General features: G+C 52.9%; 14 protein-coding genes and 1 tRNA gene. 5 read left to right on the top strand and 10 right to left on the bottom strand.

Annotated elements, in window-relative coordinates:
- The first annotated feature begins 71 nt into the window (after positions 1 to 71).
- The 5 genes from PsAD26_RS16545 to PsAD26_RS16525 all read left to right on the top strand — a co-directional run bounded on the left by PsAD26_RS16545 (position 72) and on the right by PsAD26_RS16525 (position 8754).
- A tRNA-Met gene (locus tag PsAD26_RS16545) sits at positions 72 to 148 on the top strand.
- 563 nt (positions 149 to 711) lie between these two features.
- On the top strand, positions 712 to 3033 hold the full coding sequence (locus PsAD26_RS16540) for a class I SAM-dependent DNA methyltransferase (RefSeq protein ID WP_063311345.1): 2322 nt from the start codon (positions 712 to 714) through the stop codon (positions 3031 to 3033).
- On the top strand, positions 3033 to 4439 hold the full coding sequence (locus PsAD26_RS16535; protein ID WP_063311344.1) for a restriction endonuclease subunit S: 1407 nt from the start codon (positions 3033 to 3035) through the stop codon (positions 4437 to 4439). The genes PsAD26_RS16540 and PsAD26_RS16535 overlap by 1 nt, the downstream gene beginning before the upstream one ends.
- 37 nt (positions 4440 to 4476) lie before the next feature.
- The gene (locus tag PsAD26_RS16530; protein ID WP_063311343.1) at positions 4477 to 5424 is read left to right on the top strand and encodes a GIY-YIG nuclease family protein; all 948 of its coding nucleotides are present in this window, start codon (positions 4477 to 4479) and stop codon (positions 5422 to 5424) included.
- A gap of 51 nt (positions 5425 to 5475) precedes the next feature.
- Positions 5476 to 8754, top strand: coding sequence for a DEAD/DEAH box helicase family protein (locus PsAD26_RS16525; RefSeq protein ID WP_063311342.1), 3279 nt, complete (start codon positions 5476 to 5478; stop codon positions 8752 to 8754).
- A gap of 189 nt (positions 8755 to 8943) precedes the next feature.
- Here PsAD26_RS16525 and PsAD26_RS16520 read toward each other — a convergent pair whose 3' ends face one another.
- The 10 genes from PsAD26_RS16520 to PsAD26_RS16475 form a co-directional block, all read right to left on the bottom strand.
- Positions 8944 to 9591 carry a peptidoglycan recognition family protein gene (locus PsAD26_RS16520; RefSeq protein WP_063311341.1) on the bottom strand — a complete coding sequence of 216 codons (648 nt, stop codon included), beginning with the start codon at positions 9589 to 9591 and terminating at the stop codon, positions 8944 to 8946.
- A 223-nt stretch (positions 9592 to 9814) separates the two neighbouring features.
- Positions 9815 to 10039, bottom strand: a complete 225-nt coding sequence (locus tag PsAD26_RS16515) for a hypothetical protein (protein ID WP_063311340.1) — start codon at positions 10037 to 10039, stop codon at positions 9815 to 9817.
- Entirely contained in the window at positions 10036 to 10785 is a 750-nt protein-coding gene (locus PsAD26_RS16510; RefSeq protein WP_063311339.1) for a DUF2793 domain-containing protein, read from the bottom strand. The genes PsAD26_RS16515 and PsAD26_RS16510 overlap by 4 nt, the downstream gene beginning before the upstream one ends.
- A 10-nt stretch (positions 10786 to 10795) precedes the next feature.
- Positions 10796 to 14758: a glycoside hydrolase TIM-barrel-like domain-containing protein gene (locus PsAD26_RS16505; protein ID WP_063311338.1), complete on the bottom strand. Its 3963-nt coding sequence runs from the start codon at positions 14756 to 14758 to the stop codon at positions 10796 to 10798.
- Positions 14759 to 14819: 61 nt separating this feature from the next.
- Entirely contained in the window at positions 14820 to 15548 is a 729-nt protein-coding gene (locus PsAD26_RS16500) for a DUF1963 domain-containing protein (RefSeq protein WP_153041515.1), read from the bottom strand.
- 22 nt (positions 15549 to 15570) lie between these two features.
- On the bottom strand, positions 15571 to 16077 hold the full coding sequence (locus tag PsAD26_RS16495) for a hypothetical protein (RefSeq protein WP_063311336.1): 507 nt from the start codon (positions 16075 to 16077) through the stop codon (positions 15571 to 15573).
- 54 nt (positions 16078 to 16131) lie between these two features.
- Positions 16132 to 16578 carry an NlpC/P60 family protein gene (locus PsAD26_RS16490; RefSeq protein WP_063311335.1) on the bottom strand — a complete coding sequence of 149 codons (447 nt, stop codon included), beginning with the start codon at positions 16576 to 16578 and terminating at the stop codon, positions 16132 to 16134.
- Positions 16575 to 17459 (bottom strand): DUF2163 domain-containing protein, encoded by an 885-nt coding sequence (locus tag PsAD26_RS16485; RefSeq protein ID WP_063311334.1) that lies wholly within the window; start codon positions 17457 to 17459, stop codon positions 16575 to 16577. The genes PsAD26_RS16490 and PsAD26_RS16485 overlap by 4 nt, the downstream gene beginning before the upstream one ends.
- A 5-nt stretch (positions 17460 to 17464) precedes the next feature.
- Positions 17465 to 18094 (bottom strand): DUF2460 domain-containing protein, encoded by a 630-nt coding sequence (locus PsAD26_RS16480; protein WP_063311333.1) that lies wholly within the window; start codon positions 18092 to 18094, stop codon positions 17465 to 17467.
- On the bottom strand, positions 18094 to 19757 hold a 1664-nt coding region (locus PsAD26_RS16475), incomplete at its 5' end, for a phage tail tape measure C-terminal domain-containing protein (RefSeq protein WP_193758302.1). The genes PsAD26_RS16480 and PsAD26_RS16475, both read right to left, overlap by 1 nt.

The raw sequence follows: 19757 nt of genomic DNA, 5'->3' as shown, positions 1-19757 counted from the left end.
GAGTAGGGCGCCGCCGGGCATGAATAAAGCACACCGACTAAATCTTCAAAATGAACAGAACAACATATTACCGCGGGGTGGAGCAGCCCGGTAGCTCGTCAGGCTCATAACCTGAAGGTCGTAGGTTCAAATCCTACCCCCGCAACCAAAATATCCCAATCATACTGGTATGATAGCAAAAGCCCTGAGCCAACCGCTCAGGGCTTTTTGCGTTCGCGTCAACACCACGTCAACATTTGATCTAGTCTTGAGACGCCAGATGCAAAGAGATGGCTGGCAAATGACGTCAGGTTCTCCTAAGGCTTAGGGCAAGAGAGATATTCTAAGTTGGTTGTGAAATTCATAGATTGCAATCTACGGACTGGCGCTAAATTGAACGGTCGGTGGTGAGAGTGGCTGAAAAGCTAGGTGCTTGTCTGTGTGCTGACGCGCTCCACATTGTGATCGGGCCGGTCCTTCGCTGCAGGTGCGAAGGATGGAGCGTCTAAACAGTTATTGCGCTTGCGACAAGGTATTTCTAGCTAATCAGATAAATCTATCGAGAGTTGAGTGTTCCCGCATAGCATCAGTCTTTGTCACGTGTTTTGTTTGGAAAAAAGCGGCTCTGAGAACTAAATGCTCTAATTAGTTAGCTTCCGGTATTTACTCGGCGTGTGTGGGGTGTTGATAGTGGCCACAATTGTTGCCTCCTAATCATTCTGGAAACTCTTCGTGTCTCATCAAACCAATAACCTAGCTGCCTTCATCTGGTCTCTTGCTGATTTGCTGCGTGGAGATTTTAAGCAAAGCCAGTATGGCCGTGTTATCCTGCCGTTTACGCTGCTGCGCCGCCTTGAATGCGTGTTGGAAGGCAGTAAGGATGCGGTGATAGCACAGGCTGACAAGCTCAAGTCGATGAACTTGCCAGAAGAGGCGCAGGAGAAGCTGTTACTGCGGGCTGCTGGGTTGTCGTTCTACAACACCTCCAGAATGGATATGTCCAAGCTTGGCGAAACAGGCATCAAGGATAATCTGGAGAGCTACATTCAGGGCTTCTCCAAGGATGCCCGCGAGATCTTTGAGCACTTCAAATTTGCCGAGTTTATCGCTCAACTAGCAGAGGCCAACCTGCTCTACAAAGTGGTGCAGCGCGTTCGTGAGGCAGATCTCAGCCCTGCGAAGATTTCCAACCATGAAATGGGGCTGGTGTTTGAGGAACTGATCCGGCGCTTTGCGGAAGGTTCCAACGAGACGGCTGGTGAGCACTTCACCCCGCGTGATATCGTTCGCCTCACCACATCATTGGTGTTTATGGAGGATGATGACGCGCTTACGAAGCCTGGTATTATCCGCACTATTTATGATCCCACCGCAGGCACTGGCGGGTTTTTGTCTTCTGGTATGGAGTATGTACACGAGCTGAACCCGCAAGCGGTTATGCGCGGTTTTGGGCAGGAGCTGAACCCGGAGAGTTATGCCATTTGTAAGGCGGATATGCTGATCAAGGGGCAGGAAGTTGACAATATCAAGCTTGGCAACACGCTCAGCCAGGACCAGCTCTACGCCGACAAGTTTGATTATATGCTCTCCAACCCGCCATTTGGGGTGGACTGGAAAAAGATTGAAGGCACCATCAAGGACGAGCACACCCTGAAAGGCCATGATGGACGCTTCGGCCCCGGCCTGCCGCGTGTGTCAGATGGGTCGCTGCTGTTCCTCATGCACCTCATTTCCAAGCTACGGGACACGCATGAAGGCGGTGGGCGTATCGGCATCATCCTCAATGGGTCTCCGCTGTTTACGGGTGGCGCTGGCTCTGGTGAGAGTGAAATCCGCCGTTACATCTTAGAGGCTGACCTGCTGGAAGCCATCATCGCGCTGCCAACGGATATGTTCTACAATACCGGCATTGCCACTTATGTGTGGGTGCTCAGCAATAAAAAGAGCGCTGAGCGTAAAGGACAGATACAGCTCATCAACGGGGCGAACCTATATTCCAAGATGCGCAAATCTCTTGGCTCCAAGCGCAACCAGATGAGCGACGATGACATCCGCACCATCACCCGTTGTTTCGGGGCGTTTGAGGTGGTGGACGCACGAGAGCTGGATAAGGCAGAAGAACCTGCCAGCACACGTGGACGCAAGTCTGCAAATGGCAAGAAGGCTGAAATCAAAACCTTTGCCTCCAAAATCTTCAAGTCACATGAGTTTGGTTATCGCCGCCTGACCATTGAACGCCCCTTGCGTGAGAGCTTCCAGTTTTCTGATGAGCGATTGGAGACCCTACGCTTTGCTCCAAAACCACTGGGTGCTGTGATGCAGTGGATCTTTGAGACTTATGGGGGAAACTGGACAGACGCACCGGACTGCCCACGCTATGGCGATCTGGCGGAGCATGAAACAGAAATCCGTGCCCACATCAAAGCCAGCTTTGCAGAGCTGAAGGAAAAGCACATCAAGGACGTGCTGAAGCGGGAGATGTGGACAGACCAGAAGGCCATCCTGCTCAGCGCCAAAGCCCTGCAAGCGGTGATTGGCACCGACCAGCACAACGATATGAACACCTTTGACGACACGCTAAAGGCTGCGCTCAAGCAAAGCGGTGTTAAGCTGGAAACAGCCGCCAAAAAGCAAATCACAACCGCTGTAAGCTGGAAGAACCCTGAGGCTGCGCCGGTTATCAAAAAGGTCCACAAGGCTACCACGCCGAACCCAACCTACGGTCTGTTTGAGAGAGATGGGCAGAGCGTGGAGTACAAACCAGATGGCGACCTGCGCGATAATGAAAACGTGCCGCTGGACCCGGCCCGCTCTGTGAACGAGGCAAACGAGGATTACTTTGCCCGAGAGGTAAAGCCTCATGTGCCAGAGGCGTGGATTGATGCGGGCAAGAAAGACGAGCGTGATGGTGAGGTCGGCATTGTCGGTTATGAAATCCCCTTCAACCGGCATTTTTATGTGTACCAGCCACCACGGGCACTGGAAGAGATCGACGCTGAACTGGACGCGGTAAGCGCGGAAATTATGCAGCTGCTTCAGGAGGTCCACTCCTGATGGCTGGCACGTATAAAGCATACCCGGAATACAAAGAGAGCGGCGTTGAATGGCTTGGGGAAATTCCGAGTGGGTGGGTAGTCCTCAACAGCAGACGCATGTTTGGCCAACGAAAAGAACGAGCACGTAAAGAGGATAAGCAACTTACAGCTTCTCAGAAGTACGGAGTGATCTTCCAGAAGGAATTTATGGAGCGAGAGGGACAACGTGTTGTTCAAGTGCTCACTGGTTCAGAAATATTGAAGCATGTCGAACCTGATGACTTCGTTATCAGCATGCGCAGTTTTCAGGGAGGCCTTGAATGGTGCAAGTACGCAGGCAGCGTGAGCTCTGCTTATGTAGGACTAATACCGATTAAACACGTTGCGCCTGAGTTTTTCTCTTACTTATTTAAGAGCAAGCCGTATATCCAAGCACTTCAAAGTACTTCTAACCTTGTAAGAGACGGACAGGCCTTACGATTTGACAACTTCTCACTCATCGCACTTCCAGTACTCTCCCTCCCAGAACAACAACAGATCGCCAGGTTTCTCGATCATGAAACCGCGAAGATTGATCGGTTGATTGAGAGGCAGGAGCGGTTGATTGGGTTGCTGGAAGAAAAGCGGCAAGCGGTGATCTCTCATGCTGTCACCAAAGGCCTGAACCCAGACGCCCCCTTGCGCCCCTCCGGAATCGACTGGCTCGGCGATATGCCGGAGCATTGGGATGTGAGTAAATTCTCATATGCCAAAACTGTTTTAACTGATTACACTGCGAACGGATCTTTTGCTGACCTCAAAAAGAATGTCACATACTTGGACGAGCCGAGTTACGCCCGACTGATAAGATTAACAGATCTCCGAAAAGGTCTAAAAAATGATAACGGCGTTTGGATTGATAAAGCCTCTTACACATATTTGAAGAAATCATCTCTACTGGGGGGGGAATTCTTGCTTGCGAATGTAGGGGCATATGCTGGCCTTTTTTATGAGATGCCAGAGAATGCAGGTCATGCCTCACTCGCACCAAATATGTTTATGGCAAAATTTGACGAAGCAATGCTTCATAGGAAATTCATTGCATACGTCAGTCAAGGAACCGCAGTGAACTCTCAACTAGTTTTAGCTGCTACAGCTTCCTCAGCACAGCCAAAGCTAAATAAAGAAGACTTTAAATCTGTTTTATTTGCCTATCCATGCAAGTTGGAGCAAAAGGAGATAGTAAATTTCCTGGATAACACACTCAAAACACACGACCTCTTAATCACAAAAGCCCAATCCGCCATAGATCTCCTCAAAGAACGTCGCACGGCGCTTATCTCCGCTGCAGTAACGGGCAAGATTGATGTGCGGGACTGGGAGCCACCAAAAGACAGCTTTCAACCTCCTGAAGAATCTGCAAGTTTGACGCGAGTATCTGCGTAGAGCACAAATACTCGTGTATTGGGGGAGATAAGAGCGCATGACCACCAAGGGCCGATCACTGGAGCTGTTTTTTGTCGATGGTCGCCCCGACGGCCTTCTGGTGGCAGAGCTGTTCAACTGGACAGGCCACGTACTCCTCGTCCCCCGCACCCAGATCAAGCAGGCACTGGAACGCACCGAGGCCAGTTACACCGGCATTTACATTCTGCTGGGTGAACAGGACGGCGAGCCCACCGCCTATATTGGCGAGACGGAGGATATTGGCCAACGCATCCGCACCCACGATTCCAAAAAAGACTGGTGGACGAAGGCGGTGTTTGTCACCACAGCTGACAACAAACTCAACAAAGCCCACGTCCGGTTTTTAGAAGCGCGCAGCTATGAACGTGCCGCCTCGGTTGGCCGGGTGATCCTTGATAATGCCCAGATTCCACAAAAACCGCAGGTCAGCGAGGCTACCATCGCCAATATGGAAGGTTTTTTGGAAAACCTTTACATGATCCTTCCCGCCCTCGGCATTGATTTATTTGTCGAAAGTAAACGCAGCAGCGCAGCAGCAGAGATGCTGCGAGAAGCCGAAGGGAAGCAACTGCCCCTCTCTAGTTTTGCCAGTTTAAATGAGCCTGCCGTTCGTTTCATTCTTGAAGCAAAAAAACGCGGAGTGAGCGCAACGGCTCGTTTAGAAAATGGCGAGTTTATTGTCGAAGCCGGCTCCAAGGTTGTTCCGCGTTGGTTGTCGGAACCACACAATTATCAAAAACAGCTTGAGAAATTGCAAGAGCACGGCGTTGTTTCTGTTCAAGGCGATAGTGCTGAGTTCATGATAGATTATAAGTTTTCAAGCACCAGCGCAGCGGCTGCAATCGCGTTGGGTCGTGCTGCAAATGGCACAACAGAGTGGAAGCTATTAGGGACTAACAAGACTTACAAGCAATGGGAAGCCGAGCAATTGGCTGAGGTTTCTGCCTCGCTGGAAGACGCCTGAGACAATGGCGGGTTTACGCCGAGATGAATTGATATTTAAGGAATTTTAGGAATGAGCGACAAGGCTGCTGAAGAGTATTTCCAGCGCGATATTATCAACCAGTTGTGCGCTAATGGCTGGTTGCTTGGTTCGCCCGCTGGCTACAATCGCGCCCTTGCCCTTTATGAAGAAGACCTGCTCGGCTTTGTTAAAGAAACGCAGGATGGGGAATGGCAGAAGTTTGCCAGGAACCACCCCGGTAACAGCGAGCAGAAATTCCTTGAATGCGTTGCAATGCAGCTTGGCAAAGCTGACCCAAGAGCCGCCGACAAGCAAATGCGCCTTTACGGGACGCTTGGTGTGTTGCGCCATGGCCTGAAAGACCGCAACGCCCGGTTTAGCCTGTGCCAGTTTAAGCCAGAGCACGACCTCAACCCCGACACACTGGCGCGTTACGAGCAAAACCGTTTGCGTGTGGTGCCTGAGCTGGTCTACAGCCCCTGGGCTACAGCAGAGCATCTGGCCGTAACCGGAAAGAAGGCAAAGAACTGGCGCATCGATCTGGTGTTGTTCGTCAACGGCTTGCCAATTGCCACGCTAGAGCTGAAGTCCGAGTTCAAGCAGGCGGTAGACAGCGCCAAGCGACAGTATAAAACCACTCGCCTGCCTGTTGACCCTGAAACGCGCAAGCCAGAGCCGTTGCTCACGTTCAAACGCGGTGCGCTCGTGCATTTTGCTGTGAGCCAGTATGAGGTCTATATGACCACCAAACTGGCAGGCAAAGACACATATTTCCTCCCCTTCAACAAAGGGGCGAAGGACGGCGCGGCTGGCAATGATGTTCCAGAAGACAAAAATGAATATGCCACAGCCTATTTGTGGCAAGAGGTGCTGCAACCTGACAACCTTTTAAACATCCTCGCTCGTTTTATCCATCTGCAGATTGAGGAAAAAGAAGACTGGCAGGGCAGGAAGATCAAAAAAGAGACCATGATCTTCCCGCGCTATCATCAGTGGGATGTGGTCACCAAACTTGTTGGCGCGGCAAAAAGCGAAGGGTCCGGCCAAAAATACCTCATCCAGCATAGTGCTGGGTCAGGTAAATCCAATTCTATTGCATGGACCGCGCATCAACTCTCTTCGCTCTATGGTGACAACGGCGAAAAGGTATTCAACTCCGTCATCATCGTGACTGACCGCACAGTGCTTGATGACCAGCTGCAAGACACAATCTATCAGTTTGAGCATGTGGACGGTGTTGTTGGCCGCATCAACAACAAGGAAGGCGATGGCTCTAAGTCTGAAAAGCTGGCTAAAGCGCTGGAGGTTTCTCAGCCTATCATCATCGTCACCATCCAGACCTTCCCCTATGTGCTCAAAGCGATTGAGAACAGCACAAGCTTGAAGGCGCGCAGCTATGCCATTATTGCCGATGAAGCGCATTCTTCACAGACAGGCTCTACCGCACGTCAGCTCAAAGAAGTGCTGATGAAAGAAGAAAGCTCTGGTGAAGAAGAGCTGAGCAGCGAAGATATTCTTGATGCTGCTGTAGCCTCACGCCGCGCCTCGCAAAACCTCAGTTATTTTGCCTTTACCGCAACGCCAAAAGCTAAAACGCTGGAGCTGTTTGGCCGTCTGCCAAAGCCTGATGAGGTGCCATCTCGCACCAATATCCCAGTGGCTTACCACGTGTATTCCATGCGTCAGGCGATCGAGGAAGGCTTCATTCTCGATGTGCTGAAAAACTACACCAACTACAAAGTCGCCTATAATCTCGCTCTTAAGATACAGGAAAAAGACGACGAGGTTGAAAGCAAAAAAGCCAAGGTCAAGCTGAACCAGTGGGTACGGCTGCATGACTACAATATTGCTCAAAAAGTGCAGATCATTGTTGAGCACTTCAAAGATAATGTGATGGGTTTACTGGGCGGACAAGCCAAGGCGATGGTCGTTACCAGCTCACGCAAAGAGGCTGTTCGTTTTAAGCTGGCTTTTGATAAATACACAAAAGCCAAAGGCTACGATAAAATCCACTCAATGGCTGCTTTTTCCGGAGAGGTAGAGTTCACCGATAAAGACCCGAACTCAGCAGGATTGGTTGGCGAGAAGTTCACTGAAACCAGCATGAACCCAGGCCTGAAAGGCCGCGACATGCGCAAAGCTTTTGATGGTGACGAGTATCAGGTGATGATCGTTGCGAATAAGTTCCAGACTGGGTTTGATCAGCCCAAGCTTTGCGCCATGTACGTGGATAAGAAACTGGCCGGAGTGGAATGCGTTCAAACTCTTTCCCGCCTCAACCGCACCTATCAGGGTAAAGCAGAATCCGGCACGTTTGTTCTGGACTTCTTCAATGAGCCAGAAGACGTTTTGGCCCCGTTCCAGAAGTATTATCAGACCGCTGAACTTATAGATGTGTCTAATCCTAATCTCGTCTTCGAACTCTCAGAAAAACTCAGAAGCTCTGGAATTTTCCTATGGAGCGAGGTGGAGCAGTACTGCATTGCCTTCTTGCAAAAGAACAAGAGCAGTGCGGCCATCTCAAATATCTGTAAGCCTGCGGTGGAACGTTGGACCAGCCGCTACAAGTCAGCCGTTGAAGCCTATAAGCGTTCAAAGGATATGTTCGAGCGCGCCAAAAAGGCTGGCGATCCTGTCCTGATTGCCAACACGGATACAACGTTCAAAGACTGCAAGAAAGAAAAAGACGGGCTGGAAATCTTCAAGAAGGATTTGGGCACGTATGTGCGGTTTTATGAGTTCATCTCACAAATCGTGGACTATGATGATAAGGAACTGGAAAAGCTTAGCTTGTTTGCACGTAGCCTGCGTCCTTTGCTGCGCGAAGCTGCAATCGAGGATGATGTAATCGATCTGGACAATGTCGAACTGAGCCACTACCGACTGTCGAAGCTTAAGCAGCAGGATTTGCAGTTGGTAAGCGGTGAAGGCGAGGGATTGGAGCCAGCTGACGAGCTTGGCAGTGGCAAATCCAAAGACCGGAAAGAAGAGTTTCTCTCTCAGATTATTGAGCGTGTGAATGACATGTTTGCTGAAGATGGGCTCACAGAAAAAGATAAGGTCAATTACCTGTACGTACTCAGAGACAAAATCTCCGAAAATCCGCTTGTTATGACTCAGATTGAAAACAACACCAAAGATCAGGCAAAGCTAGGCGGCTTCCAAAATGCAGTAGACGATGCCATTATTACGAGTGGTGAGGCGCACCAGAAAATGATGATGCATCTTCTATCAAACCCAGAAAAAGCCGCTGAGATCTCCAACTTGTTACTTGATCTGATGTATGCAGAGAAGAAGCAAACTCAGTTCGATCAATCAGACGTTGAGTAAATCACTCTACGAAAAGTCTTTGTTAAATCGTGTTGATGGCTGTTTTAGCCTGCCACTAATATGCTGCGCCTGCGAAACAACCCAGCATTCAATGCCTTGTCGAATGTCAGCACATGGCCCTCAGTGATCTGTTTGCACTCTCAACGAGAGACTGTTTCCTGTCAGTTGTCACAGCATTAACTTGAAAGCTCAGAGCCCTGCAGTTGCAATGAGGGATCGCAGCTTGTCACCCACATCGACCGGTTCCCCCGGTGCTGTCATATCTGGCAGCCAGACGATATCCCATTTGCTGCGTTGTTTGACGCCCAGCGTCGGCTGAACTTCTGCATGGGTAAGAACGGAGTATGGGCTCACCGGGATCTGGTAGGTTTCACAGAGATCAGCAACAGTCTCCGCTAGTGCCTGAACTTGAACTTGCGTGATTGGATACTTGCCGGGATCAAAAGGTGACTCTATTGAGCCCGCCATGGCATCAAGGGCAACGCCGATGGACCCGGTATTGAGCGCTCGGGTATGAGCGGCATAGCGGCCACCGCGGCAATTGGCATTGGCCTCTGGTTTTAGAGCACCTGCATGTGTTCGGCCTGAGCGATCGATGATGATGTGGTAGTGCTGCCGCTCCAGCTCAATGAGCCCGTCCGCGCCTGCTGTCCAGTGCAGGATGATCCGATGAAGCCCCGAGGGATGAAACAACTCCTCGACGCGCTTCACGTTCCGCACTTTCAACGCCTCAGCTATCGCCGCTCTTGTCTTTGGTCCATCAAGACTATCGATGGGACCGGGATCATAGCTCAGAGCAGCAAGTCGGGCTTGGATGTCTCGTGTGGTGTACGTCATGGTTAGTCCTCCAGACATAAAAAAGCCGCCCGAAGGCAGCTTGAAGGGGTGAGTTCTTTGGGAGGGGCGGCGTTAGGTTCGGTCTTTGGCTTTTCTCGCTTGTGCCAGCTCCTTAAGCGCATGGCTAAGCTCTAGGCGCTTTTCACGCACAGCATGTATAGCTTGCTGGCTACAAGTCTTGCATGTCCGCTTGCGGGACTGCGGAACGACTTTCAGGAGGCGTTTAATCACGGCGCTTGATCTCCTCGGTTAGGGCGCGAATGGCCTCAGTGCTGGCTTGCAGGCCTTCGATGGCGTCCTTCTGGATCTCGCGAAGGGCAGCGTTGTATTCCTTGGTGTCTTGTCGCCACCAATTGAGCACTCTCCAGGCAAAGAAGCCCAGACCGACAATAGCAACGGCTGCGGGTCCGCCGCCCAGCGCATTGATGATCTCGCCAAGGTTTGTCATTGTGCGTCCGGTACGCCAACGCTGAGATAATGGATCGCCACGCTGACGGTGCCCCCAGTGAAGTCACCGCCCTTGGCGGTCAGGCGAATGGGCGTATCAGCGTAAAAGCCTTGCGGGCCGATGATGCCCTTGTTGGTGCTGCCAGCGGTAATGCCGAGGGAACCGCCGAACTTGGAGAGCTCGCCGTCAATGCCACAATCGTAAGAAGTGGCACCTGTGATTGCTGAGACTGTTCGGGTGGAAACACCAAGGCAGATGGAGCGATCTGGAATGGTGATGGTGGTCTCGACAATAGAGCCTGACAGACCTGAGAGCGTTTCTTCCAGAACACCCAGGCCTGTGGTGCCTCCAAGTGGTCCTTTGGCGACATGAACCAGCGTCGCTGATCTCAAAAGGTTCAAGGCATCGGAGAGAACTTTCCAACTCCCAGCGGTATAGATCAGCAATGTTTCAGCATCTGCGTCCCAGACGCGCATGCCATCAAGGGCGGGCAGCCGGAACCAGCTGCCATCGGCATAAAAGGCCACATCCTTCTCCCAGCCAGTCCATGCGTCTGTGGCGGGAAAACTCACGATGTAAGCATCGCCCTCACCGGGGGAGCTTGGCGGTGCTGCCGAAGTTGCATTGAGGACCCGCATCTGAATGAGGCCGTCGAGTAGGCGAAGGGCTTCGTTGTGGGTGATATGCTTTTGCGCCTGCGCGGCCATGATGTAGGGCAGGGCAAGCCGAGATGTTGTCTCTGACATGAAAGTGGCCTCAGAAGTGCAAAGTGGCGGTAAGCGGCGTGCCGCGGCCTAAGGTGTTTGAGAGTTGGTAGATGCGGATGGCGAGCATGTCTCCGGCTGAGAGCTCTGCGCCGAAGTCCTCTATCTGCTGCGTGCCGATATAAATCACGCTGGAGGTTTTTGAACTCAGCGTGCGGATTGCTGAGCCGTCTTTGAAGATCTCCACCTCATAGGCCTCGACCTCTTCGCCCAGTGGCACATCGCGTAACAGCCAGCTGTCTGCTTCGGGGAGACGGGACCGTCTGATCCATGAGAGAGTGAAGTCGCCGGGTAGCCGTCCTGTGCGATTGGGTTGGGCAACATGAACCGGAGAGAGCAGGCGCAAACCATTGGCTTCCGGTGTAAAGCCTAATTCCAACGTTGCTTGATCTGAAAGTTCCGCTCTGCCTGGTACAATGCGCCATTGGAACGGCAAGCCAATCTCGCTCAAAGAGATGGGAGCTGGAACCAAATTATCATCAAGCCGGATGATCCTTGCGCCTGCCGGGAGTGTATCGACGATAGAGCTCTCGGTGCCACGTTGACCGCGAAGCAGCCGTGAGAGCTTGTAGGTGGCCGGTGCTATCAATTCTGCTGTGCTGGCCTGAAGGATCTCCCAAGTGTTTGGAGCAGCCTCAATCGCAAAGGCATTGCCTCCTGCAAAGAGATCAAGGTCTGGAATGCTCTCGATGGTGCCTGAAGAAACGGAGACTACCATTTCATTGCCAAGATCAAACCTAGAGGTAGGATCTCGCTTAAGGGGCTCCAGTGTTAGCCCAAACTGGGCTGGTGTGGTGATCTGAGCAACCTGTTTGAAGCCTGCTTCTGCTTGGCTGCGGTAGACATTGAGAACACCCGGCCAGGGATCAGTGGAGGCTGCCATTAGAGGCTGATGAGCAGGGGTGCTGTCTGAGAGCTGCGGCAGATCGAGAAAGGCAAATAGCGGCTTGCCAAAGACAACCGCCTGAGAAAGCGCGCCATCTGTTCGCTTGCGTGACGGGCCGGGCGGCATGTCGTAGACCTGGCGGTCTTGTAAAACGCTTGTCACCTTGCGCTCCAGGCCATCATTCACGCTCAAGAGTTTCAGATCATAGTTTCGGCCATCATGGTCCAGTGAAACCACGTCTGTCGGATTAAGGGCAAGCTCTGACGGTGGCAGGACGAAGCTGGCACCGTCGCGTCCAACCCAGGCTTCTTGAAGGGCGCGGCGTACTCGGCGCTCTGCTTCTTCCGGGGCAACGGCAAGCGGGAAGTTCTCTGATGAGACCCGGCTTGCCTGCACTGTTACCCGCTGCGCTTCCACCTGGATGGCATCATAGTCTTCATCTGCTCGGGCAACAGACCATTTGAGCGCTTGAGGCAGTTCGGTTTCCTGTGCGCGTTCAAGCTCGATGGGCTCAGTGTCTTTTGGTGCTGCCACCAGATCATCAAGCTCAAGGCGTTTGGCGGCTCCGCGTCCTCGCATCTTAAAATGCAGGATGCCTTGGCTTTCGACCGCATCAAAGCCGAAGTGCCGTGCCAACACTGCAATGGAGGCACGCGGGCTTTGCAAGGCGGAAATCACATAGCCTTCCACGGCACCATAAAGATCAGAGGTGTCGATCAGATCTCCAGACAGCCCAGCGCGTTCGCATAGGTGCTTGACCAGTGCACCAAGCCCAACAGCCCCGAGCCGTCCTCCCAGCCAGTGCCCCAGTCGCCAGTTGTCACCATCTGACCAGACATTGATGAGCTCCGGGAAGAAAGGATAGGGGCGGGCATCCCATGTCCAGGCAGAGCAGTTGCTGAGATCAAGCATAGGACCGTCATAGGTGCTTGATGTGGGATTGTTGCCCGGCTCTTGCCAATAGCTCAGTGTGGCATTCAAGTAAGCCCGCTGAATGGCATCATCGCGCCAGGCACGAGAAAAGTAGGGCGCCTTGGATTCTGAGGACTTGGGATCAATAAACACGTTGGGCTGGTTGGTGGCGCGGTCTACAGCAGGACAGCCGAACTCGGTAAACCAGATGGGCTTGCTCTGTGGTATCCAGACCGTTAGCGTTGTTTCTCCCACACCGCCAGGACGATCATAATGCTGATTGCTCCACCAACTTTGCAGATCCTTATAGCGAAACACCCAGGGTTTGTTATGAGCGCCATCTGTGATTGGCGTGCGCACTTGGGCAATACGATCAGCATCACTTGCATAAAACCAGTCAAAACCTTCGCCGCCGGCAATGTTGCCCTTCAAATAACTCTGATCATAGATGTGCGGGTGGGCTTGTGCATCCAGATGGTCAAACCCATCGCGCCAATCGGAAAGCGGCATGTAATTGTCGATGCCGACAAAGTCGCAGGCATCAAGCGCCCAGAGCGGATCAAGATGGAAGAAGAGGTCTCCGCTGTCATCTGCCGGCCTGAAACCGAAATACTCGGACCAATCGGCAGCATAGGAAAGCTTGGTATTTGAACCCAAAATAGAGCGCACATCGCTCAAAAGGCTGCTCCATTGCTCAATAGCCGGGAAGCTGTTTGCTGGTCCTCGCACTTGATTAAGCGCGCGCATTTCTGAACCAATGAGAAATGCATCCACTCCGCCAGTAGCTTTGCACAGATGGGCATAGTGCAGGATCATGCGGCGCAAGCCCCAATCACCCGGTGGCCCAGTCCAGGAGACACTGGTTCCGCTTACACTGAAATCTCCAATAGAGGCTGAGCCAAACAGCGCAGACACCTGTCCAGCCGTTACTTCGCTTTTGTCCGGTGACCCTGCAAAGCCGGGAGCAGGGGAGCACGTTATCCTGCCACGCCAGGGATAAGCCGGCTGGCCAGCTTTACTGGCATCATCGCTATAAGGATCCGGCAGCGTGTTGTTTGGCGGGATATCCATCAGGATGAAGGGATAGAAGGTTACCCGCAGACCACGGGCTTTGATCTCCTTGATTGCCTCGACAATAGAGAAATCTGCAGGTGTACCGCCAAAGACCGGATCTCCCTTATCATCACGGCTGACCAGAAAAGCATCAGACCGACCGACACCATTGACGCTCCAGGACGTGCTGGCACTCTTGGTAGGTTGATCGACACCTGGGCGGATTTGGCAAGTTCCGCATCTGAGATCATCGCCGAACCAGGCAACCACAAGTGAGATACTTTGGATATTTGGGGCCGAGGCCTGCAAGCGATCCAGAGCACCGATGAGATCGGCTTGTGTTACCTCTGCATTTACGTTGATACCGGTTGTCTTGGCGCCGCCTTCGGTTTTGGTCACCTGCTGCGTGGCATAGACATATTCTCCGGATGCCGGGATTAGCGTGACGGACTGCAACCGGCCTTCCGGTGTGCCGTCCAACAGTGGGCGAAACACTTCCACCGTGATCTGCGGAATGCGGTTGCCGTAGTTTTCCAGCAGCAGCTCTTCAAAGACCAGATAGGCTGTGCCGCGATAGGCAGGGGCCTCGTTCATCTTGGCCTTGATGAGCGGATCAGGCTCTTGGTCCTCATCGCCTGCATACCAGCGCCAGGTGACGCCTTGCAGGTCCATGAGCTCACCATCTGCCCAGATGCGGCCAATGCCGGTGATGGTTCCCTCGCACAGCGCGATAGCGAACGAAGCGAAGTAGGCATAGGTGGTTGTTGTAACCTTCGGCCCGCCGCCTTTACCGCCACCTTGGGTTTGCTGGTTGATCTCCTCGCGAAAGTCAGTTGCCCAGATGATGTTGCCGCCGATCCTCATGCGGCCAAACACACGGGGGATAACAGCGCCTTCTGTTGAGGTGGTGACCTGCAGGCGGTCAAGCCGCTGGCCTTCAATAGTCTGGTCAGGAAGCGTTGTGCTGATCAGCCAGCTGTCAATATACGAGCCTGCTGCCGCGCCGATTGCGCCGCCAATCGTGGCAGCGGTCACGCCAAGAAACGAGCCGCCAATGGCTCCGCCCACGGCGGTGCCAACAGCGCCAAGGACAAGTGTAGCCATGGGGAACCTTAAGCTAGTTCAGACAGTTAGGGTGAGAGGAGCCAAACGATATCACTGAAAGTTAGTAAAATTGGAAGTCTAGCGCCCAATAATTGGGATTGGTTTTGCTTCTGGCAATGAAACCCGAGCCTGTGTCACCCCACATCCAGCCTGCTTTATCCTCACTGCCAATTTGCAAGGCGTATTCGAACTTCTGATCTTCTTCATCAAAGTACCACCAAGGCTCAGACTGAATGCAAGATGGCCAGCCACCTAATTTGGTTGCATCAAGAGTCCCAACGCCCGATTGCTCGTAGTAGTCTCCTAATCCGAGTTCATCGAAATCTATCGGTAAGGTGTCATGGGTTGGATAGTCTTCGTAAACTCGGGAGTCCCAGCGCGCTTCGAAGGGTCTGAGGAGGCTTTTGTGCGTAGGAGGTGTTACCGGCACCAGATCGCCTGTTTCCTTGTAAGCTCTTAAAAACCAACCTGCATAAGGTGATACGTCAGTGCAGTCCACGACATTGCTAGCCATGTCCATATAGGACTCTGAGATGAAGACAGTGATCAGCGCAATATCTTCGAGGTTGGAAGGGCGGTATGGCGCCGCTGATAAGTTCAGTTGGCAAAGAGGCCATAGGGGCTTTTCACGATAAATGGGCCAGTCTTCATCGGGGTGCATGAGACGAACCTCGCCGAAACAGGAGGCGTCTAGCTCACCCAGTGGGCGGAAACCGCCCACTTCTAGTCTCGCCGCAGGTTTTATGACCTTTGAGCGCCAGTCAGAGTAATTGGTATTTAGAGTGTTCAACTTAGTAATCTTTCGTGAAATTCTAATTCTTTATGAATCTCAGTATGTTAGATAGCAGGCGGTTGTCAGGCACAACAATCCCAAGATAGCCAACTCTCTCTATTGCGTTTCCAAAGACAAATAATCGATACCGAGGATCGGCTGGCCCTCCATACGGAATAACATCTTCGTAAAAATAAATGTTCTTATCGGATAGTTGGGTCTTCAAGTTCTGAATTTTTCTGGTGCTCTTGGTAAAAGCTAAGCAATGGCTCCAGGCCCATACATCTTCCTTGAGTTGTTCGTAAGCATGCTGTGTTGCTTCTTCTTCTGTATTGAACCTGCTTATCTCTCTTTCCGTGCCTCGCTCGGTATAGAATAAGATGAACTGCTTGTTTTCTCTTCTAAGGATAAACCCTTCGAGGATTACCTCTCCATCAAGTGAGTAGCCATTAAAATTACAACAATTGGCTTCCATCCATGCTTTAAGATCGACGAGGTTTCTCGGGGGGCGATCAGGTTTGGGAGGAGTAAACTCAACTAAAGGCATGTTCTTGTTTCATGTTTCTAATGTTCATTACTGAGTGGGCTTGCGAAAATTTGCCTAACAATAATCGTATGGTCCGTGATAGTAAAACCCAAACGTTAGCCTCCGGCTCCACGCTGTTGTTAGCTGTTGTTCAATGACTCCCACCCGCTCGTAAGCATGGATGAAGTGCCTGGCATCACTCATGATCCCGCAATGCTTGGCGATTGCGGTATCCTTCATCCGAAACAGCAAAATGCAGCCGGGCTTGATGTCTTTGAGAGGCACCGATTGCAGCCATTTGCTTGCTCCTTCCGCTAATAACTCCACGTCTCCAACTTCCCCCCAATCCCGAGTGTAGGGCGGGATGTCAGTTGGCTCGCCGCCGATGACCTCGCGCCAGACACCGCGGATCAGGCCAAGGCAATCACAACCTACGCCGCGAACACTGGCCTGATCGTGATAAGGCGTGCCGATCCAGCGCCGCGCTGCTGAGATGATGCGCTCGGATTGATCCTCACTCACAACGGCTCGCCTTTAGGCCCACGACTAGTAGCGGCATAGCGGATCAGAGTGTCATTGCCGAGAATGTGCGGAAAGCCGCGGTAGTTGTTGCCGTTATTGAACTTCTCAAGACATGTCTGCCAGCGTTTGTCGCAGCCCGCTCGGATCAGAAAAGTATCTCCAATAGCGAGCCTACGCACCGGCGCTTCCAGCAATGTAATGATCGTGACGCCAGAGATGATCTCATGGCGGGAGACTTCAACCTGCCGATCTTGGTTCTCTCCGCTCTGCCAGGTAAGCAGGCCAAGGGCAAACCAGTTCGCTGCAAACGCATCCAGACCAGAGGCAGCAAAGCCACGATCGCCGATGAGGCTGGTGACGGTGCCCGTACCCTGAAACTGCGACGTTTCCAGATTAACCTTGCAGCGGCTATCGCCAAGAGCGGCATCACAGGCGTTCTGGAAGGTCCGGCCTACGCTTTGTTCCAGCACATGGGCCATGCTGCGCACCTCGGCAACAAAGGCGGTTTTGCCGCGCCGTATCTGGCCGATGGACCCACGACGCATCAGAACCCGTTCCTCTGCGTTTTGCCAGTTGACCCGCCAGACTTCCACACTGGCATTGTCCCAAAGCCCGGCAAAGATATCGGTTTCGGAGATATGGTCAGAGGACAGCACACCTTCGGCTTCCTGAGCATCGACGGCAAGATCAGAAGAGGCGCGTAGCTCTGATGGAATGAGCCCGGCCTCCGGTTCAAAGTTGGTGTCATCGAACTGCAGAGGCAAGTCATGATCGGTAAAGCCAAAGACCACACTGTCTTTGCGGATCAGCCGCCAGCACCAGCACAGGGTGGTGGTGCCACTGGCAAGATGAGCAGCCAGGCCTTCGACAAGCTTCTTCATGACTGTCAGGTGTCCCGAACTTCAATCAACGGAATGGAGGTGATGGACCCAAGGCGCTCCAGGTCTAGCGTGATGTCGATGCTGTCGGTGTCAAAGCGGCAGGGCACATCGAACTCAAAGCCGGCGGTGATAATAGTTCCTGAAGCTGGGGCGCTATTGAAGTTGATGAGCCCGGTGGCAAGGTCAGCTGTCCAGTTACTCGATTGCTCGATGTTGTTCACCGCAACCCGGATGCTGCCAGCCACCGGCTTCGTGATGGTGCGCCAGTACCCAAGCCCCTCTGTTCCGTAGAGCTTGCGCAGCTGGAATGCTTTCTGTGTCCCATCACCAACACCCAGCCGTTGGTCCAGTGGTGTAATGGCTTTGGAGGGCAGGGTGCTTTTATAGTCGGCCCAGTCCTTGAAGCGAAAGGCGTAAAGCCGGCCACTGCGGGCTTCAAAGAAGGCGATGACCTCTTGCAGCTGGTCATTGCTGCGAATGCCGAAGGCCACATCATATTCTCGTCTTGAGTTTGCCCAGGAGGCATTGCGTTCCTCGCGTCCGGAGTAGAGTTCCACCACTTGCGTGCGCCGGCGCGGTCCACCTCTGGCTCCGCGGCTGATCTTCTCCGGGAAGCGCACATCATGAAAGACCATCAAAGCCCTCGGCGCCCACGTGCAACTGCCCGCTGAATGTCAGCTGCCACTTGCGTTATGGACTGACGGAAAGAGTCTACATCGCGGGTTTCGATATTGACGATGACGGGCTGCATGGGCTGATGCTGCCTGCCACCTCTGTACTCATCAATGATCCGCTCCTGCGGATGCATCAGCGCAAGGAATCCACCACGGCCATCAAGCCCGCCGGAGCGCGGAGCTGTGCCAGTATGCCCACCACCGGCAAAGCTTGTTGTTGGCGTCAGAAGCGACTTGAAGAAGCCAGACAGTAAGGTCTGCAGGCCGCCTGATGGATTACTCAAACCGCTGGAAAGCCCCGAGGCAATGGGGCCAAAGATAAACCGCCGGGCTGCCAGCTTTGCCATATCGGCAATCAGCGACGTGATGAGGCTTTTAAACTCCAGCTTGCCGGTTTGAACGAAGTTCGCAACGGCCTGCTCACCATCTGAAAATACTTTGACAATGCGATCGCCAAAGGCGCTACCAATATCGCGGGCGCTGGCCACATAGGCCTCGATTGATGCAAGCGCTGCCTCCCATCCGACCTTAGCCTCTTCGGCTGCTTTTGTGACTGCCTTACCTGTCTCCTCTGCCGTCTCTGCGACACGGTTGAGGGCGTTCTGGACTGCACGGGTTTTAATGGCAGAAAACAGCTCGCCCATGGGATCCTGCTCTGAGATTTCCCGAACGCGCTCATCCAGCGCTCTGGAAGCTGCTACCACCTGATCTGCATAGGGATTGGCGATCTGCCCGATCTGAACGGTTGGTAGCTCACCAATGCGAAAACTCTCATCAAGGCCGGGAATATTAGAAAGCACCCGGTTAGCCGCTCGGCTTAGCGTGTTAAGGCCTTGGGTGGTTTTGCGGATCATCAGGTTGATGCCGCGGATCACCGCATTAGTGGCTCCGATCATAAGTGCTGCGAAAGCTGCCGGCAGCTGCTCCCAGATGGTGGTGATGATTTCATAGGTGATCTTCATCTCATTGATAATGAAGTTACCCGTTGCTTTGGTGGCAGCCACCACACGGGTCCAGGCCGCTTCAAACCATGGAGCAATCGCATTGATAAGGGGTGCAACAAGCGCATTAAACCCATCTCGGATGAGTTGCCACACGGCAAGCAGTGTATCGCCCATGGTGACTGAAGTCTCGGTGGTCTGATTGATCTCATAGGTCAGGCCAGCAAAGGCAGCTGTCACCACACCGACGGCAACAGCCACTGGCCAGAACCTGCGTGCCACACCGATAAGAAGGGACCTTAGGTCTTTGAAGGCGCCTGAGACGCCGCCATTACCAAAACCATAGATCTGGGCAATCTGCGTGCCTTGCTGGGCCAGCACCAGAAACGGGTTTTGCCCACCAGCCAGCGAGACACCAATATCATTCACCTGAAAGAACATCTGCTGCAGGCGCAAGGTTGCGCCTCGCGATGCGCGGGCCATACGGGTGATGGCTGTTGTGCGGTTTTTTAGGGCGGCGATGCTTTGCAAGGTCTCACGGCGCTCGCGAGAAATAGCAGCTGTCATCTCATTTGCAGAAAGCGCGCCTTCCAGATGGGCGGCTTTAATCTCTGAGATGGCTTGCCGGTATCTGCGGATCACACCAAAGACAGGATTATACCGGGCCCGCAGATCATCCAAGG

The organism is Pseudovibrio sp. Ad26, assembly GCF_001623285.1.
Lineage (GTDB): Bacteria > Pseudomonadota > Alphaproteobacteria > Rhizobiales > Stappiaceae > Pseudovibrio > Pseudovibrio ascidiaceicola.
Note: the sequence above shows the minus strand (reverse complement) of the source record. Positions and strands in the feature narration are given on the sequence as shown.

Excerpts from the sequence above, each read along its gene's own strand:
- PsAD26_RS16535 (WP_063311344.1), top strand. The coding sequence starts at position 3,033 with ATGGCTGGCACGTATAAAGCATACCCGGAATACAAAGAGAGCGGCGTT.
- PsAD26_RS16530 (WP_063311343.1), top strand. The coding sequence starts at position 4,477 with ATGACCACCAAGGGCCGATCACTGGAGCTGTTTTTTGTCGATGGTCGC.
- PsAD26_RS16525 (WP_063311342.1), top strand. The coding sequence starts at position 5,476 with ATGAGCGACAAGGCTGCTGAAGAGTATTTCCAGCGCGATATTATCAAC.
- PsAD26_RS16520 (WP_063311341.1), bottom strand. The coding sequence starts at position 9,591 with ATGACGTACACCACACGAGACATCCAAGCCCGACTTGCTGCTCTGAGC.
- PsAD26_RS16515 (WP_063311340.1), bottom strand. The coding sequence starts at position 10,039 with ATGACAAACCTTGGCGAGATCATCAATGCGCTGGGCGGCGGACCCGCA.
- PsAD26_RS16510 (WP_063311339.1), bottom strand. The coding sequence starts at position 10,785 with ATGTCAGAGACAACATCTCGGCTTGCCCTGCCCTACATCATGGCCGCG.
- PsAD26_RS16505 (WP_063311338.1), bottom strand. The coding sequence starts at position 14,758 with ATGGCTACACTTGTCCTTGGCGCTGTTGGCACCGCCGTGGGCGGAGCC.
- PsAD26_RS16495 (WP_063311336.1), bottom strand. The coding sequence starts at position 16,077 with ATGCCTTTAGTTGAGTTTACTCCTCCCAAACCTGATCGCCCCCCGAGA.
- PsAD26_RS16485 (WP_063311334.1), bottom strand. The coding sequence starts at position 17,459 with ATGAAGAAGCTTGTCGAAGGCCTGGCTGCTCATCTTGCCAGTGGCACC.
- PsAD26_RS16480 (WP_063311333.1), bottom strand. The coding sequence starts at position 18,094 with ATGGTCTTTCATGATGTGCGCTTCCCGGAGAAGATCAGCCGCGGAGCC.